This window comes from Pseudonocardia zijingensis (genome assembly GCF_042657305.1).
Classification (GTDB): Bacteria; Actinomycetota; Actinomycetes; order Mycobacteriales; family Pseudonocardiaceae; genus Pseudonocardia; species Pseudonocardia zijingensis.
Genome location: NZ_JBHSKO010000001.1, coordinates 502,537 through 517,835, shown reverse-complemented (window position 1 = coordinate 517,835; position 15,299 = coordinate 502,537). Strand labels below are relative to the sequence as shown.

At 72.8% G+C, this 15,299-nt stretch carries 13 protein-coding genes; 11 read left to right on the top strand and 2 right to left on the bottom strand.

Going from position 1 to position 15,299, the window contains the following annotated elements:
- Positions 1-10: 10 nt before the first annotated feature.
- Both ACFPL3_RS02740 and ACFPL3_RS02735 read right to left on the bottom strand, forming a co-directional pair.
- A complete protein-coding gene (locus ACFPL3_RS02740) occupies positions 11-412 on the bottom strand; it encodes a roadblock/LC7 domain-containing protein (protein ID WP_343937918.1) in 402 nt (133 codons plus the stop codon).
- Complete coding sequence (locus tag ACFPL3_RS02735) at positions 409-2,514, bottom strand: sensor histidine kinase (protein WP_343937920.1); 2,106 nt, start codon at positions 2,512-2,514, stop codon at positions 409-411. Before ACFPL3_RS02735 ends, ACFPL3_RS02740 begins: the two co-directional genes overlap by 4 nt.
- A 555-nt stretch (positions 2,515-3,069) precedes the next feature.
- Here ACFPL3_RS02735 and ACFPL3_RS02730 point away from each other — a divergent pair.
- The 11 genes from ACFPL3_RS02730 (at position 3,070) to ACFPL3_RS02680 (ending at position 15,296) form a co-directional block, all read left to right on the top strand.
- On the top strand, positions 3,070-4,776 hold the full coding sequence (locus tag ACFPL3_RS02730; RefSeq protein WP_343937922.1) for a hydrogenase maturation protein: 1,707 nt from the start codon (positions 3,070-3,072) through the stop codon (positions 4,774-4,776).
- 43 nt (positions 4,777-4,819) lie between these two features.
- On the top strand, positions 4,820-5,449 hold the full coding sequence (locus ACFPL3_RS02725; protein ID WP_343937924.1) for a Maf family protein: 630 nt from the start codon (positions 4,820-4,822) through the stop codon (positions 5,447-5,449).
- 48 nt (positions 5,450-5,497) lie between these two features.
- A complete protein-coding gene (locus ACFPL3_RS02720) occupies positions 5,498-7,078 on the top strand; it encodes a Na+/H+ antiporter (protein ID WP_343937926.1) in 1,581 nt (526 codons plus the stop codon).
- 23 nt (positions 7,079-7,101) lie between these two features.
- Complete coding sequence (locus ACFPL3_RS02715) at positions 7,102-7,992, top strand: sulfurtransferase (protein ID WP_343937928.1); 891 nt, start codon at positions 7,102-7,104, stop codon at positions 7,990-7,992.
- A complete protein-coding gene (locus ACFPL3_RS02710) occupies positions 7,989-8,432 on the top strand; it encodes a SufE family protein (protein WP_343937930.1) in 444 nt (147 codons plus the stop codon). The genes ACFPL3_RS02715 and ACFPL3_RS02710 overlap by 4 nt, the downstream gene beginning before the upstream one ends.
- A gap of 158 nt (positions 8,433-8,590) precedes the next feature.
- Positions 8,591-9,472, top strand: a complete 882-nt coding sequence (locus ACFPL3_RS02705) for a TIGR04222 domain-containing membrane protein (RefSeq protein ID WP_343937932.1) — start codon at positions 8,591-8,593, stop codon at positions 9,470-9,472.
- A 248-nt stretch (positions 9,473-9,720) separates the two neighbouring features.
- The gene (locus tag ACFPL3_RS02700) at positions 9,721-11,493 is read left to right on the top strand and encodes an acetyl/propionyl/methylcrotonyl-CoA carboxylase subunit alpha (protein WP_343937934.1); all 1,773 of its coding nucleotides are present in this window, start codon (positions 9,721-9,723) and stop codon (positions 11,491-11,493) included.
- Between the two features lie 74 nt (positions 11,494-11,567).
- Positions 11,568-12,050: a GNAT family N-acetyltransferase gene (locus ACFPL3_RS02695; RefSeq protein ID WP_343937936.1), complete on the top strand. Its 483-nt coding sequence runs from the start codon at positions 11,568-11,570 to the stop codon at positions 12,048-12,050.
- Between the two features lie 132 nt (positions 12,051-12,182).
- Positions 12,183-13,505, top strand: coding sequence for an ABC transporter substrate-binding protein (locus tag ACFPL3_RS02690; protein ID WP_343937938.1), 1,323 nt, complete (start codon positions 12,183-12,185; stop codon positions 13,503-13,505).
- 2 nt (positions 13,506-13,507) lie between these two features.
- Positions 13,508-14,458 carry a carbohydrate ABC transporter permease gene (locus ACFPL3_RS02685; RefSeq protein ID WP_343937940.1) on the top strand — a complete coding sequence of 317 codons (951 nt, stop codon included), beginning with the start codon at positions 13,508-13,510 and terminating at the stop codon, positions 14,456-14,458.
- Positions 14,451-15,296, top strand: a complete 846-nt coding sequence (locus ACFPL3_RS02680; RefSeq protein WP_343937942.1) for a carbohydrate ABC transporter permease — start codon at positions 14,451-14,453, stop codon at positions 15,294-15,296. The genes ACFPL3_RS02685 and ACFPL3_RS02680 overlap by 8 nt, the downstream gene beginning before the upstream one ends.
- Positions 15,297-15,299 lie beyond the last annotated feature (3 nt).

Genomic DNA, 15,299 nt, shown 5'->3' with positions numbered 1-15,299 from the left:
AGCGGCACGACTACCGTCCTGCGCTCGCCCGCGGGGCGGGCGTGAGGGCGTGGCCGACGCGCGAGGCCAGCATCGTCATCTCGTAGCCGACCATGCCGATGTCGCACTGCTTGTGGGTGTGGACCGCCAGCGTGGCTCCCTGGCTCACCGACGACACGAACAGGTAGCCACCGGCCATCTCGAGGATGGTCTGGGTGACCGGCCCGGCGTCGAGCAGGTGTGCGGTGCCGCGGGCGAGGCTGACCAGCCCCGACGCCGCCGCCGCGAGCTGGTCGCCCAGCGCCACGGTGACGTCGGGCGACATGGCCAGGCGCAGGCCGTCACCGGACACCACCACGCCGTGGATCACCCCGGGCACGTCCCGGACGAACTCCGCGAGCAGCCAGTCCAGCTGCCCCGATCGAGCACTCACCGACCCGTCCCTCCTGCTGCTCCGCCCTCGTCGACGACCGCCTGGGCGGCCTGCCGGCTCGCCTGGTAGCGCGACAGCGCGCTGGCGGCCGCTCCGTCGGGGCCGAGCGGCCCGGCGGGCTCCTCACCCGCCGGTTGCCTCAGTTCCGGTGCCAGGTGCGCCTGTGGCACCCGGCGGCGCAGCTGCTTGCCGCCACCGCCGGTGCTCTCCACGGCCTCGCCCGCTGGGCGCGGCGACGGGATGCCGGGTTCGGGTGCGGCGGGTGCGCCGGCGGCGGTGAGCGCCTGCCGTTCACGCGGGGTCGGGGACGGCTGCCACCTGGGCGAGGGGGCCTCGCCGTCGGAGCCACCCGTGCCGACCGGCTCGCGGTCGCTGTGCCGGGACGAAGCGGCCGCCGCCGACTCGGGGTTCCACCAGCCGCGCCAGCCACCCTCGGGTGCCCCGTCGAGACCGTGCCGGTTCGGCTCGGCCTCTGTGGGCTCCGACCAGCGGGGCTGACCGTTGCCGTTGCCGTTCGCGCTCCCGTTGCCGTTCGCGCTGCTGGTGACGTAGGAGCTGCCGTTGCCGTTCGCGTTGCCGTTCGCGCTGCCGTTCGCGTGGCCGTGGCCGTTGCCGTTGCCGATGCGCACGGCGCCGGTCGTGGACACCGGCTCCACCCAGCCGGTACCGCCGCCGAACGACTGCTCGGCGCGCGCCTCGCGGCGCTGCACCTCGCCGGTGACGTACGGGCGCGCCTCGGTCATGCCCGTGTCGAGCGCGGCGTCGGCGGGTGGGGTCGCCGAGAACAGGGCCGCGGGGAGCGCGAGGACGGCCGTGACGCCCGTGCCCGGCGTGTTGCCGAGGGAGACCGAGATGCCGTGGCGGGCGGCGAGCCGGGCGACCACGTGGAAGCCCAGGCGCTGCGCGACGGCCAGGTCGACCTCGCGCGGGGTGGCGAGCAGCTCGTTGGCGGCGGCGAGGTCGTCGGGCGGCATGCCGACGCCCCAGTCCTCGATCGTCATCAGGTAGCCGCCGTCGTCGCGCCGGTCCGGCCGGGCGCGGATGGTGACCGCGGTGTCCGGCGGCGAGAACCGCACCGCGTTCTCCGTGAGCTCGGCGATGAGGTGCGTGAGGTCGGCGACGGCCCCGCCGGAGACGGCGACGCGGTCGTCGATCGCGAACACGACCCGGTCGAGGTCCTCGGTCTCCGCGATGGCGGCGCGCACGACGTCGCGCAGCGGCACCGGGGCCGACCACGTGCGGGGCGGCTGCTCGCCGGCCAGCACGAGGAGGCTCTCGGCGTTGCGGCGCACGCGGGTGGCGAGGTGGTCGAGCGTGAACAGGTGGGAGAGGGCGTCGGGGTCGCGCTCCCGCTCCTCGAGCTGGTTGATGATGTCCAGCTGCCGGTAGAGCATGCTCTGGTTGCGGCGCGCCAGGTTGACCAGCATCTCGGAGGTGAAGCGGCGGCGCCCGATCTCCGCGTCGGCCGTGATCAGCCTGCGCCCGAGCGCCTCCTTCTCCGTCTGCTCGTCCTCGGTGATCCGCCAGAAGATCACCATGCCGACGCAGGCGAAGAGCACCGCGATGCCGTGGATGAACGACCACAGCCACGGGTTGGCCTGGCCCGCCGCGTGGCTGAAGATCAGGCTGCCCAGCCAGATGGTGCCGATGCCGTGGCTGATGAAGGTGAAGCCGACGTTCCAGAGGAACGGCACCCAGTCCTGGTAGAGGGCGATGAACCCGATGATGATGAAGAAGTGGAAGTGCGCCTCGATGCTGCCCGAGGTGAGCACCACCAGCCCGGCAGAGGAGAACACCAGGCCGCCCGTCACGCAGGACGACGCGACCCTGCGGTTGTGCAGCACGTGGCCGAGCACGAGGAAGACCGCGGGAGCGATCAGCGCGTAGCCGATCTCGAGCGGGGGGTTGTCCAGCAGCAGGCCGAGCACGGCCATCGCGGGGATGTGGATCAGCAGCACCCACTGCAGCAGCTCGTGACGCCGCCGCCACGAGCCTTCGTCGAGCGTGTTGCCGCGAGGCAGGTAGTCGAGCAGGCGATTCACCGCCCGGCCCGTTCCGTCGGTTACCTCCTCGGGAGGGCCGATCGGCGTACTGGTCTGCATGGAGGTCTGCTCCGTCCGTCGCCAACGCCAATTTCCGTGCATCTGGTCGGCGGACCCTACAAGGCGACTCAGGTCGCGAGGCAATGCTCGCGCGGGCGCTGCGCGAAATGGCGTAACCACTGGACCGCTCGCCCTGACTGCTCGCCCGTTCGGCTCAGATCACGATCGGGAAAACGACGGCCGATCACCACGGTCAATTACCGCTGGCATGCATGTACACACGCAGCGTGACCGCCTGTCGTCTCTTGGCGATCCAGGGGCACCGCTGGGCGCGCTGCAGGGAACGTTCTGTGGTTTCGACGTTCGGACCAACGGCACTAGACCGAATGGCCTCACAGGTGCGTCCATTCGTCGCTAGCTGGAGGCGCGGTCAGCCGGTTACAGTCCCATCACGCACCGCTCCTCGCTCCCTACAACGATCGACCGGCCAGGAGGGTGCGCCGAATCCACGGACGTCAGGGCAGATGTCGATCGTGGATGCGTATTCGCGCGGTTCACCATGATTCGGAGAGCCGTCATCGCGATGCGCCCGAAATCGCGACCACGGAGATCGGTGTGAGAATCCTCCTGTTGTGCTCGTCGTTCAACGGCCTCACCCAACGGGTGTGGACGGATCTGCGTTCGGACGGGCACGACGTGGTGCAGCGCACGGCCGAATCGGACGACGCCATGCGGCGTGCCGTCGCCGCTGTCAACCCCGACCTCATCCTCTGCCCGTTCCTGAAGGAACGCATCCCCGACGACATCTGGTCCTCCCGGCCCACCGTGATCATCCATCCCGGGCCGGAGGGCGACCGCGGCCCCTCGTCCCTGGACTGGGCGATCAGCGGCGCGGAGCCGGGGTGGGGCGTCACCGCCCTCAGCGCGGTCACGGAGATGGACGCGGGCCCGATCTGGGCCACCCGCGAGTTCCCCCTCCCCGCCGAGCCGCCGCGCAAGAGCGCGCTCTACGCGGGCCCGGTCACCGAGGCGGCGTCCGCGCTCGCCCGGGAGGTCGTGGCGAAGGTGAGCGACCCGCGGTTCCGGCCGCGCCCGCTCGACTACTCCCGCCCGGGTGTCCGGGGCCGGCTCCGGCCCACGATGCGCCAGGTCGACCGGGCTTTCTCCTGGTCCGATCCCACCGACGAGGTGCTGCGGCGCATCCGCGCGGCCGACGGTTCCCCCGGCGTCCGCACCGAGCTCGCCGGGCTCCCGGTGTCGGTCTTCGACGCCCACCGCGGCCCGGCCACCCCGGGCGAGCCTGGCACGATCGCGCTGCGCCGCCACGGGGCCGTGCTCGTCCGCACCGGTGACGGCGCCCTGTGGATCGGCCACCTGCGCCGCATCGGCGACGGCCCCCGGATCAAGCTGCCGGCCACCACCGTGCTCCGCGACCGGCTCGCCGGCGTCCCCGAGTCGCTGGAGCCGCTCGGCCCTCCGGGAGCCGGCTACCGCGAGATCACCTACCACCGCCAGGGCCCGGTCGGCGTGGTCGGCTTCGACTTCTACAACGGCGCGATGTCCACGGCCCAGTGCCACCGCCTGGCCGCCGCGCTGCGGGCCGCTGCGGCCCAGGACACGTCGGTGCTCGTCCTGCACGGCGGGCAGTTCTTCTCCAACGGGATCCACCTGAACGTCATCGAGGCCCGCCCGGACGCGGCCGCCGAGGCGTGGCGCAACATCAACGCGATCAACGACGTCTGCCGCGAGATCATCACCTGCACCCACCAGCTCGTCGTCGCCGCGGTCGGCGGCAACGCCGGGGCGGGCGGGGTGATGATGGGGCTGGGCGCCGACCAGGTGCTGCTGCGCTCGGGAGTCGTGCTGAACCCGCACTACCGGACGATGGGCCTCACCGGCTCCGAGTACTGGACCTACACGCTCCCCCGCCGGGTCGGCACCGCCGAGGCGCGGCGGCTCACGGAGGACTGCCTGCCGATCGGGGCGGCCGAGGCCACCGCCATCGGGCTCGCCGACGCCGTGCTGCCCGGGTCGCCCGACGAGTTCCACGCCGCCGTGATCGACCACGCGTTCCGGCTGGCCACCTCCGACGAGCTGGCGGGCCAGCTGGCCGCCAAGGCCGCGGCCCGGGCCGCCGACGAGCGGCACCGCCCGCTGGAGACCTACCGGATCCGCGAGCTGGCCGAGATGAGCCGGGACATCTTCGACGACCGCCTCGGCTTCGCCGCCGCCCGGCACGCGTTCGTCACGAAGCAGCCCGCGCCCACCGCCGAGCCCGTCCGGGAGCCGGACCTGGTCGCCCCGGCGGTGGCAGGACGGTAGGCGAAGCGGGAGGCGCGGCGGTCGTCTCGTAAGGTCGTCGGCCGTGCGCCTCGTGCTCGCCTCCGCGTCACCCGCCCGCCTCGCTGTCCTGCGCGCGGCGGGCGTCGACCCGCTGGTCGAGGTCGCCGACGTCGACGAGGACGCGCTGCTCGCGGCGATCCCACACGCCTCACCCGCCGAGAAGGTCACCCACCTCGCGGCGGCGAAGGCCACGGCCGTGGCACGGCGCATCGGCGACACGCACGGCGAGGTCGTGCTGATCGGCTGCGACTCGATGCTGCTCGTGGGCGGCGAGCTCGTCGGCAAGCCGCGCGACCCCGACACCGCCCGCCGCCGTTGGAAGGCGATGGCGGGCGGCACCGGTGAGCTCGTCACCGGCCACGCCGTGCTCCGGTCGACCGCGGGCGGGATCGACCAGGTCGCCGAGGGCCACGCCGTCACCACCGTCCGGTTCGGCGAGCCGTCCGACGCCGAGCTGGAGGCCTACCTCGCCAGCGGCGAGCCGCTCGTCGTCGCGGGCGCGTTCACCCTCGACGGGCTGGGCGGCTGGTTCGTCGAGGGCATCGACGGCGACGCGTCCAACGTGATCGGCATCAGCCTCCCGCTGGTGCGGCGGCTCCTGGCGGCCGTCGGGGTGGTCGTCACCGATCTGTGGAGCAGGCCCACCGGCTGATCAGGACCTCGTTCCGGGCCGGCCCGGCGGCCACGGCAGGCTGGGCGCGTGGAGGTACTGCTTCTCGTCGTCGGGCTGATGCTCGCGGCCGTGCTCCTGGTCGGGGTCGGCGACCGGACGCGGTTGCCGTGGCCCGTGCTGATGGTGCTGCTCGGGGTCGTGGTGGGGGCCGTGCCAGGACTGCCCGACGCGTTCGACCTCGATCCCGAGCTGATCCTCCCGCTGTTCCTCCCGCCGCTGCTCTTCGCGACGGCCCAGCGCACGTCGTGGGCGCTGTTCCGCGCCCGCTGGCGCAGCATCGCGCTGCTCGCGGTGGCGCTCGTCGCCGTGACGATCACAGCGGTGGCCGGCACCGCGATGGCGCTCGTGCCCGGCATCACGCTCACCGCCGCCGTGGCGCTCGGCGCGATGGTCGCGCCGCCCGACCCGGTGGCGGTCGAGGCCGTCGCCGGGCCGGTCCGGATGCCGCGCCGGTTGCTGTCGGTGCTGCAGAGCGAGGGCCTGTTCAACGACGCCACGGCGCTGGTCGTGTTCCAGACCGCCGTGCTCGCCACCGTGCAGCGCGGCGAGCTGTCGGCGCCCGGGTTGCTGCTGCGGTTCGCGCTCGGCGTGGTGGCGGCGGTCGCGCTGGGGATCGTCTTCGCCTGGATCGCCCGCTGGATCGGCGACCGCGTGACCGACCCGACCGGTCGCAGCGCGCTCACCCTCGTGCTGCCGTTCGCGGTCTACCTCGCCGCCGAGGAGATGCACGCCTCCGGGGTCGTCGCCGTGGTCGTGGTCGCGCTCCAGCTGCGGTCGGCCAGCATGGGCGACGAGGCGGCGGAACGCCTCGTGCAGCGGTCGTTCTGGGACGTGGTCGAGCTGCTCGTCACGGGCGTGGCGTTCGGCCTCATCGGGCTGGACCTGCGGCAGGTGGTCGAGGCGGCCGGGCCGGACCTGCCGCGGATGCTCGCCCACGCCGCCGTCGTCTGCTGCGTGGTGATCGGCATCCGCGCCGCCTGGATGGTGGGGGCGTGGCTGCTCGTGCGGCGCGCGCGCAGCGCGCTGGCCGCACCCGTCACCGGCCGGGAGGCCGTGGTGCTCACCTGGTGCGGGATGCGCGGGCTGGCGACCCTCGCGCTCGCCCTCGCGCTCCCGGTGGCCACCGTCGACGGGCCGTTCCCGGCGCGCGCCGAGCTCGTGGTGATCGGCTGCTCCGTGCTGATCGTGACGCTGATCGGGCCGGGCCTCACGCTGCCGCTGCTCGTGCGGCGGCTCGGCGTGCAGGCCGACGCCGACGCGGAGCAGGCGGCGGAGAAGGAGCTCACCCTGCGGGCCCGCCGAGCCGCCCTCGAGCGCGTGGCGCAGCGCGAGCGCACCGCCGACCTGCCGGAGGAGGCGGCCACTGCGCTCCACGAACGGATGACGAGGCTGGAGGCGCTGCTGCGCGGCGACCCGCCGACCACGGAGGAACGCGACCACGTCGAGGCGCTGCGCCGCGGCCGCGCCCTCGCGATGGAGGTGCAGGCGGACGCGCTCGCCGCCGCCCGCGAGGAGGTGCTGAGGGCCCGCCGCGAACCGGGCGTCGACCCGGAGGCGGCCGATCGCGTCCTGCACCGGCTCGACCTGCGCACGGTCCTGCTCGGGTAGGGAGAAGGACTAGCCTCTACTACATGGGACTGCCCAACGACACCGACCCCAAGCTGGCCGCGTACGCCCACCCCGAGCGCCTGGTCACCACCGAGTGGCTCGCCCAGAACCTCGGTGCGGACGGCCTCGTCGTCGTGGAGTCCGACGAGGACGTGCTGCTCTACGACACCGGCCACATCCCGGGCGCGGTCAAGGTCGACTGGCACACCGAGCTGAACGACCCGGTCACCCGCGACTACGTCCAGGGCGAGCGCTTCGCCCAGATCTGCGGCGAGCGCGGCATCACCCGCGACACCACGGTCGTGTTCTACGGCGACCGCAACAACTGGTGGGCCACCTACGCCCTCTGGGTGTTCTCCCTGTTCGGGCATCCGGACGTGCGGATCCTCGACGGCGGCCGCGCCAAGTGGGTGGCCGAGGGCCGCGAGCTCACCACCGAGCAGCCCAAGCCGCAGCAGGTCGACTACCCGGTGGTGGACCGCGACGACCGCACCATCCGGGCGTTCAAGGAGGACGTGCTCGCCCACCTCGGCAAGCCGCTGGTCGACGTCCGGTCGCCCGGCGAGTACTCCGGCGAGCTGCTGCACATGCCCGACTACCCGCAGGAGGGCGCGGTGCGCGGCGGCCACATCCCGGGCGCGGCGAGCGTGCCGTGGGCCCGCGCGGCGGCCGAGGACGCCACGTTCAAGCCGCGGCCCGAGCTCGAGGCCATCTACCTGCAGGAGCAGGGCCTGTCCCCCGACGACGACGTCGTCGCCTACTGCCGCATCGGCGAGCGGTCCAGCCACACCTGGTTCGTGCTCACCCACCTGCTCGGGTTCTCGAAGGTCCGCAACTACGACGGCAGCTGGACGGAGTGGGGCAACTCCGTGCGTGTGCCGATCGTGCAGGGCTCGGAGCGCGGGTCGGCATGACGGCCACGCTGCCCCCGCAGCTCGCGGAGCTGGTGGACGACTTCTCGGGTGTCGGGCCGAAGGACCGGCTGCAGCTGCTGCTGGAGCTCTCGCAGGAGCTGCCCGAGCTCCCGCAGCGCTACGCCGACGCGGCCGACACGATGGAGCAGGTGCACGAGTGCCAGTCGCCGCTGTTCCTGGCGGTGGAGGTCGACTCCGACGCCGAGCGGCGCGTGCACCTGTTCTTCTCGGCACCGCCCGAGGCGCCCACCACCCGCGGCTTCGCATCGATCATGCACACGGGCCTCGACGGCGAGCCCGCCGCCGACGTGCTCGCCGTGCCCGACGACTTCTACACCGCGCTCGGGCTCGGCGAGGCGGTGAGCCCGCTGCGGCTGCGCGGGATGGCCGCGATGCTCGCCCGGATCAAGAAGCAGGTCCGGAACGCCATCGCAACCTGAACGGGACCTCGTCCCCAACCTCAAGTCCTTGTGAAGAACGTTCCGTGCGCCGGGTGTGGGCCGCAACACTGTTCCCACCCACCCCGCCGGCTCGCAAGCTCCGCCGGCGTCCATCCCCCGGGTGAGCCGTCTCATGAAGACGTCCCAGGAGGTGTTCGATGGCCCTCGCAGCAGCTACCGCTGAGACCTGGGGCATCGCCGGTTCGACCTTCCTGCCCGCTTACCTGCTGATCGCCGCCACCGTCGGGGCGGGCAGCATGTGCGCGCGCCGCGCGCTCGCGGAGCCGGGCGCGACGAAACCGCTCGCCGATCTCACCGACCACCCGCACGAGGTCGCGTACCTGTCCGGCGGCGGCGAGCTGGCGGTGTGGTCGGCCCTGTGCGCGATGCACCTGCGGGGCACGCTCATCGCGGCGGACGGCACGGTGCGGGCCGTCGGGCGGCTGGACGACGCGGCCGGCGCGCTCGAGCGCGCGATCCACGCCACCGCGGGCAGCCCGGTCGGGCGCAGGCGGCTGGTGTTCCACCGGTCGGTGCGTCCCGAGCTGGCCGCGATCGAGGAGCGCCTGGTGGCAGGCGGCTTCCTGCTCGCAGAGGACCGCAGGCGCCGGATCCGCCTCGTCGGCCTCTGGATGCTCGGGGTCGCGGCGCTCGGGCTCGTCCGCGTGCTGGCCGACATCGCCGAGGTGCGGCCGGTGGGGCTCCTGGTTACCGCCCTCCTGGTCGTCACGGCCGTCGCTGTGCTGCAACTCACGCTGTCTCCGCGGCGCACCCGCCGCGGCAACCGCGCGCTTGCGGCCCTGCGCGACCGGCACCGTGCACTCGCGCCCGAGAGCGCGCCGGACTGGCACTCACACGGCCCGGCGGGCGCCGCACTGGGCGTCGGACTCTTCGGCACCGGGGCGCTGGCCGTCTCGGCACCCGGTTTCGCCAGGGAGATCGCGCCCCCGGCCGCCGCGGCGGCCGGCATCAGGACGTCGGGGCTCGCCGTCAGCGGAGGGGGTGACGGCGGCGGAGGCGGTGGCGGCAACGGGGGATAGCCGCCACCGCCGAGGTCCCCGGCCGAGGCGATCGCGATGGCACATCGCAACCACGCGGGCGTGATCATCGCAATCGCCTCGCCCCCGCAGCGCCGTCTCGAGGGGTGGCGGGGCTGCGGGGGCGGGTCCCGTCGGGACCGGCGTCGGTCACATCACGGTCGGCCCGCGGGCATCGATCCCTAAACTCCCGGGTAACCACTGCGCCGGGGCACAGGTTCCCCGGAGCACGCCACTCCAGGAGGCCGACCGTGCCGCGCTTGAGCAAGGTCCTCGTGGCCAACCGCGGGGAGATCGCCGTCCGGGTCGTCCGGGCCTGTCGCGACGCCGGGATCGCGAGCGTCGCCGTGTACGCCGACCCCGATCGCGACGCCCCGTTCGTCCGGCTGGCCGACGAGGCCTTCGCGCTGGGCGGCAACACCGCGGCGGAGTCCTATCTCGACGTCGACAAGGTGATCGGCGCGGCCCGCAAGGCGGGCGCCGACGGGATCCACCCCGGCTACGGCTTCCTCTCCGAGAACGCCGACTTCGCCCAGGCCGTCATCGACGCGGGCATCACGTGGATCGGCCCCACGCCGCAGGCGATCCGCGACCTCGGCGACAAGGTCACCGCACGCCACATCGCCACCCGCGCGGGCGCGCCACTCGTGCCCGGCACGCCGGACCCGGTCTCGGGCCCCGAGGAGGTGGAGGCCTTCGCCGACGAGCACGGCCTCCCCATCGCGATCAAGGCCGCGTTCGGCGGCGGCGGTCGCGGCATGAAGGTGGCGCGGGAGCGCAAGGAGATCCGCGAGCTCTACGAGTCGGCGGTCCGCGAGGCGGTGGCCGCCTTCGGGCGCGGCGAGTGCTTCGTGGAGCGCTACCTCGACCGGCCGCGCCACGTCGAGGCGCAGGTGCTGGCCGACACCCACGGCAACGTCGTCGTCGTGGGCACCCGCGACTGCTCGCTGCAGCGGCGGTTCCAGAAGCTCGTGGAGGAGGCGCCCGCGCCGTTCCTCACCGACGAGCAGCGCACCACCATCCACGAGGCCGCCAAGGCCATCTGCAAGGAGGCCGGCTACCACGGCGCGGGCACCGTCGAGTTCCTCGTGGGGCAGGACGGGCTGATCTCGTTCCTCGAGGTCAACACCCGGCTGCAGGTGGAGCACCCCGTCTCGGAGGAGACCTCCGGGCTCGACCTCGTGCGCGAGCAGTTCCGCATCGCCGAGGGTGAGGAGCTCACACTGCGGGAGGACCCCGAGCCGCGCGGCCACTCGATCGAGTTCCGGATCAACGGCGAGGACGCGGGCCGCGGATTCCTGCCCGCCCCCGGCACCGTCTCGGCGATCACGCTGCCGTCCGGCCCCGGTGTCCGGGTGGACGCGGGCGTCGAGGCCGGCTCCGTCATCGGCGGCCAGTTCGACTCGCTGCTGGCCAAGCTCATCGTCACCGGGTCGGACCGCACCCAGGCCCTCGAGCGCTCCCGCCGGGCCCTCGCCGAGTTCCAGGTCGAGGGCATGGCCACGGTGCTGCCGTTCCACCGCCTCGTCGTGGACGACCCGGCGTTCGCCGCCGCGTCCGGCGAGGACTTCACCGTGCACACCCGCTGGATCGAGACGGAGTGGGACAACACGGTCGAGCCGTTCACCGGCGGCGAGGGCGCCGACACCGAGGCGGCCCCGCGGCAGACGGTCGTGGTCGAGGTGGGCGGGCGGCGGCTCGAGGTGTCGCTACCGGGCGACCTCGCCATCGGCGGAGGCGGCCCCGCGGCCGCGACGAAGGCCCCGCCCCGCAAGCGCGGCGGCGGCAAGGGCGGATCGGCCGTGTCCGGCGACGCCGTCACCGCGCCGATGCAGGGCACCATCATCAAGGTCGCCGTCTCCGACGGGGACACGGTCTCCGCGGGCGACCTGGTCGTCGTCCTCGAGGCGATGAAGATGGAGAACCCGGTCACCGCCCACAAGGACGGCACGATCACCGGCCTGGCCGCCGCGCAGGGCAGCTCGGTGTCGCAGGGCACCGTGATCTGCGAGATCAAGGACTAGAGGGAACCGAACTGGACCCCGTCGAGATCAACGCCGGTCTCTGGTACCTGCGCGCGCTGCGCTGCGACGACCGGGTGGACGACCGGCCCGCGGTGGTCGCCACCAGCACCGACCCGGAGATCGCCCGGTGGCGGCACCGGCCCCGAGCCGACCCCGCCGACGCCGAGGCGTACATCCGGCGCCGCAGCGCCGAGTGGCTGCGCGACGAGCGGTACTCGTGGGCGGTCTGCGAACCGACCACCGGCGAGATGCTCGGCGAGGTGGAGCTGGCCGACCTGGACCTGTGCCACGGCAGCGCCGAGGTGGCCTGCCTGGCGCTCCCGGCCGCGCGGGGGCGCGGGATGACCACCACCGCGCTGTCCGCCGTGATCCGCTTCGCCTTCGGCGGGCTCGGCCTGCACCGGCTCACCTACGCCTGGGCCGACGGCAACACCGCCTCCGCCCGGGTGGCGCAGCGCTGCGGGTTCCTGGTGGAGGGACGCCGGCGCGAGGCGTGGCTCGTGGACGGGCGCCGGGTCGACGTGCACGTCGCCGGCCGGTTGGCGACGGATCACTGATCGCACATCGTGTGACGGGAGGCCACCTGCGCGCCGTCGTTGAAAATTTCTTGCGCTGACGCTAGTCAGATCGCCGAGCTACCAATAATCTCTTGCACCGATGCGGGACTCACGACGGTCAAGGGAGATCGGGTGATCGGACGAGGAAGGGCGCGGACGCCCACGCGGCGGCAGTTCCTGGCGGGGTGCGCCGGCATCGCGTCGGCCGGGGTGCTGGGCGGGTGCGGTTCCGGCAGTGGAGCGACCCCGCCGAACAGGCTGAACGTCTGGGGCGGGGTGCCGCCCGGGTCGGGACCGGCCGCCCTGGTCGAGGCCTTCACCGCGGCGCACCCCGGCACCGAGGTGTCCTACACCCGCTTCGTCAACGACGACCGCGGGAACCTCAAGCTCGACACCGCGCTGCAGGGTGGCGTCGACATCGACGTCTACTTCACCTACCAGACGAAGCAGCTCGCACTGCGAGCCGAGTCGCGGATGATGCTCGACGTCACCGACCGGCTCGCGGGCGACGCCGAGCTCGCCCCGTACCTCGACCGCCGCAACCCCACGGCGCTCTGGGACGGCGACCGGGTGCGCGCGCTGGCCACCGTGGCGGAGCCGTGGTTCGTGCTGTTCAACGAGGCAGCGCGGGAGCGGGCCGGGACCCCGCTGCCCACGCGCTGGACCGTGCCGGAGTTCGAGCAGGTCGCACGGGAGATCCGCAGCGACGGCGTGTTCGGCACCTACGAGGTCCCCCGGACCGCGCGCATCGCCCTCGGCCCCGACTACTGGTTCACACCGGAGGGCGGCTCCAACCTCGCCGACCCGCGCTTCGTGGAATGGCTCGAGCTCGGGCAGCGCGCGATCCGCGACGGGGTCGCGTACCCGTGGACGGAGGTCCTCGCCCGGCACCTGGACGCCTACCAGCAGAACGGGTTCGTCGCCGGCGAGTTCGCGACCTGGGTCACCCCTCCCTTCAGCCTGCGCTACCTCCACGACGAGGAGAACTACCCACATGACTTCCGGGTGGCCGCGGCGCCGCTGCCGACCACCGCGGACGGCACCGGCTGGGACCAGGGCCAGTACAACAACTTCATCATGATCAACCCGCGGTCGCCGCGGCAGGACCTCGCGTGGGAGTTCGTGCGGTTCTGGGTGACCGAGGGCGCGCGGCACATGGCGAAGGGCGGCAAGATCCCGGCACTCGGCAACGTGCCGCAGGAGGAGGTGCTCGCCAGCCTGCTCGGGCCGGAGCCCGATCGCTGGTTCGACGTCGACTCCTTCCGCAGGGTGCTGTTCGACGAGCCGGCCCAGCTCTACGTCGACAGCAACCTCACCGCGTACGCCGAGATCGACCTCGCCCTCTCCCAGCAGCAGGACCTCTGCTGGATCGGTGAACGCTCCCCCGCCGACGCGATGGCGGCCGTCGCCGCCCGCGCCACCGCGGCGATCGACCGCAACCGGAAGGCGGCGTGACCATGGCCGTGATCGCACCGTCCGGCGCCCCCGCCGCCCCCACCCCCACCCGCACGGGCTCGACGCCGTCGGTCTCCCAGCCGCGCGCCTGGGTCGGCTGGCTGTTCATCGCCCCGAACCTCATCGGCGTGCTGCTCTTCACGCTCGTGCCGCTCGTTTCGGTGGTGCTGCTGTCGTTCACCGAGTGGAACCTGGTGTCGGGCTTCGGCGGCATCGATTTCGTCGGCCTGGAGAACTTCGTCGACGTCTTCCAGGACCCCGCCTTCTGGAACAGCGTGGTGCTCACCCTGGTCTACGCAGGCGTGAGCGTGCCGCTCACGACGATCCTCGGCATGGCGCTGGGGCTGGCGCTCAACCGGGACGTCCCCGGCCGGGCCGCGTTGCGCGCGATCTTCTTCGTGCCCTACATCGTCAGCGTCGTCGCGATCGGCATGACGTGGCTGATGCTGATGAACCCCTCGGCCGGACTGATCAACCAGGTGCTGGGCGCACTCGGGCTGCAGGATGCCCCGGCCTGGTTCGCCTCGTCGTACTGGGCGCTCCCGGCGCTCATCGTGATCGCGGTGTGGAGCGGCGTCGGGTACGCCGCGGTGATCTACCTCTCCGCGCTCCAGGACGCGCCCACCCAGCTCTACGAGGCGGCCGACCTGGACGGCGCCGGTGCGTGGACGAAGTTCCGGGTGATCACCTGGCCGTCGCTCGTGCCGACGACGGTGTTCCTGCTGGTGACGCTGTTCATCGGGGCGTCCCAGGGATTCGGGCTGATCGCCCTGATCACGGCGGGCGGGCCGGGCGACTCCACCACCACGCTGCCATTCTACATGTACCAGACCGGCTTCCAGTTCTACCGGTTCGGCTACGCGTCGGCGATCGGGATGGTGACGTTCCTCGGCGTGCTGGCCCTGACGCTCGTGACCTGGCGCGCGCAGCGCGGGAGGGCCCTCCATGACTGACGTGATCCGGTCCCGCCACGCCCGCCGGCAGCGCTGGCTCTGGGGAGCACCGCTGTGGGTCCTCGCGCTCGCCTTCCTCGCCCCGTTCGCATGGATGCTGTCGACGGCGTTCAAACGCGACGCCGACGCGTTCACCGTGCCCATGGACTGGATCCCGGACCGGGCCACCTGGGATGCGTTCGGCACCGTGCTGTTCGGTGAGTCGTCGATCGTGCCCGCGTTCGCCAACTCCGTGTTCGTGGCCGCGCTGCGCGTCATCGGCGAGGTCGTGACGGCGACGATGGCCGGCTACGCGTTCGCCCGCATCCGCTTCGCCGGCCGCGACACGGTGTTCCTGCTCTACCTCGCCACCGCGATCATCCCGGCTCAGCTGCTGCTCGTGCCGCGGTTCGTCTACTTCCAGACCCTGGGCCTCTACGACACGCTCTGGGCGCTGATCCTGCCCGGCATGTTCACGGTGCTGGGCACGTTCCTCATGCGGCAGTTCTTCGTGAGCCAGCCCGCCGAGTTCGCGGAGGCCGCCCGCATCGACGGGGCGTCGGAGTGGCAGATCTTCTGGCGCATCTACCTGCCCATGGCCACCCCGGTGATGAGCGCGCTCGGCATCCTCGCGTTCGTCTGGTCCTGGAACGACTACGAGGCGCCGCTGGTGCTGATCTCCAGCCCGGAGACCTACACCCTGCCGCTCAGCCTCTCGAACTTCACCGACGAGCAGGGCTCGCTCTCGCCGAGCCTGTCGATGGCCGCGTCGGCGGTGTCGATCATCCCGGTGCTCATCGTGTTCCTCGTGCTACAGAAGCGGTTCGTGCAGGCCATGACCCACACCGGGATCAAGTGAGGT

Bases quoted from the DNA above. Each gene is read 5' to 3' on its own strand.
- ACFPL3_RS02715 (WP_343937928.1), top strand. From the start codon at position 7,102: ATGGGACTGCCCAACGACACCGACCCCAAGCTGGCCGCGTACGCCCAC.
- ACFPL3_RS02685 (WP_343937940.1), top strand. From the start codon at position 13,508: ATGGCCGTGATCGCACCGTCCGGCGCCCCCGCCGCCCCCACCCCCACC.
- ACFPL3_RS02705 (WP_343937932.1), top strand. From the start codon at position 8,591: ATGGCCCTCGCAGCAGCTACCGCTGAGACCTGGGGCATCGCCGGTTCG.
- ACFPL3_RS02710 (WP_343937930.1), top strand. From the start codon at position 7,989: ATGACGGCCACGCTGCCCCCGCAGCTCGCGGAGCTGGTGGACGACTTC.
- ACFPL3_RS02680 (WP_343937942.1), top strand. From the start codon at position 14,451: ATGACTGACGTGATCCGGTCCCGCCACGCCCGCCGGCAGCGCTGGCTC.
- ACFPL3_RS02735 (WP_343937920.1), bottom strand. From the start codon at position 2,514: ATGCAGACCAGTACGCCGATCGGCCCTCCCGAGGAGGTAACCGACGGA.